Annotated in this window: 1 protein-coding gene and 1 pseudogene; both read left to right on the top strand. The window is 35.6% G+C overall.

The features are described from left to right. Positions 1-262, top strand: a 262-nt coding sequence (locus FUA24_RS25060; RefSeq protein ID WP_394344193.1) for a glycoside hydrolase family 113, incomplete at its 5' end; no start/stop codon positions are given. Next, positions 232-418, top strand: a pseudogene (locus FUA24_RS07470) (glycoside hydrolase family 113); the annotation flags it as partial. The gene FUA24_RS25060 and the pseudogene FUA24_RS07470, both read left to right, overlap by 31 nt.

Below are 418 nucleotides of genomic sequence, written 5' to 3'. Positions count from 1 at the left end.
GTTTAAACGCACACCCTTTTGGGGCGCATTAGATTTTATAGGTATTGATGCTTATTTTCCTGTAAGCAATGTTAAAACACCAACTTTTGAAGATGCTATGGAAGGTTGGAAAAACCATTTGCCAGAAATTAAAGCAAAGCAAAAGGCATTTAATAAGCCTATTTTGTTTACTGAGTTTGGTTACCGAAGTGTAGATTTTCAGGGAAAGAACCATGGAAAAGTGAACGAAGTATGCAAGGAGTTAATTTGCAAGCACAAGTAAATACCACAAAAGCACTTTTTGAAACCTTTTGGCATCAAGATTGGTTTGCTGGTGGTTTTGTGTGGAAATGGTTTATAAATCATAATCAGGTTGGGGGTGAGCAAAACCATATGTTTACACCACAAAATAAACCTGTTGAAAGGCTAATAAATTCAT

The organism is Seonamhaeicola marinus, from assembly GCF_008085455.1.
Note: the sequence above shows the minus strand (reverse complement) of the source record. Positions and strands in the feature narration are given on the sequence as shown.